Source organism: Methylobacterium sp. WL64, assembly GCF_008039945.1.
GTDB lineage: Bacteria > Pseudomonadota > Alphaproteobacteria > Rhizobiales > Beijerinckiaceae > Methylobacterium.
This window is the reverse complement of sequence record NZ_VRVA01000319.1, coordinates 1-640: the sequence shown is the minus strand read 5'-3', so window position 1 is coordinate 640 and position 640 is coordinate 1. Positions and strand designations below refer to the sequence as shown.

At 66.2% G+C, this 640-nt stretch carries 2 pseudogenes; both read right to left on the bottom strand.

Annotated features, from left to right (window positions below):
* Positions 1–296, bottom strand: a pseudogene (locus FV242_RS34095) (branched-chain amino acid ABC transporter permease); the annotation flags it as partial.
* 23 nt (positions 297–319) lie between these two features.
* Positions 320–640, bottom strand: a pseudogene (locus FV242_RS34090) (branched-chain amino acid ABC transporter permease); the annotation flags it as partial.

Genomic DNA, 640 nt, shown 5'->3' with positions numbered 1-640 from the left:
TCCGGCGTGAAACCGAGGCTCTTGGCCGTGTAGGCGCAGAGATAGCTCGCCATGCCGAAATAGGCGGCGTGACCGAACGAGAGCAGGCCGCCGTAGCCGAGCAGCAGGTTGAAGGCGAGCGCGAACAGCGCGAAGCACAGCACCTTCATCAGGTAGACGGGATAGAGGATCAGCGGCGCCGCGGTCAGCACGACCGCGATGCCGACAAAGATCATCCAGTGCAGCGCCTTGTCGTCGCGGCGCGTCGGCAGCGCTGCGGCGATCGGGGCGACGTCGATGGCGGCGGTGTCGGCCATGGGGATCGAGCCTCTGATCTCTTTCAGGCCGTGCGCCCGAACAGGCCGGCGGGTTTGACGAGCAGCACCAGCACCATGATCACGAAGATCACGGTGGCCGACGCCTCCGGGTAGAACACCTTGGTCAGGCCCTCGACCAGGCCGAGGGCGAAGCCGGTGATCACCGAGCCGATGATCGAGCCCATGCCGCCGATCACCACCACGGCGAAGACCACGATGATGATGTCGGCGCCCATGTTCGGGTTCACCGAGTAGATCGGGGCGGCGAGGACCCCGGCGAAACCCGCGAGCGCCACGCCGAACCCGTAGGTCAGGGTCAGGAACAGCGGCACGTTCACCCCGAA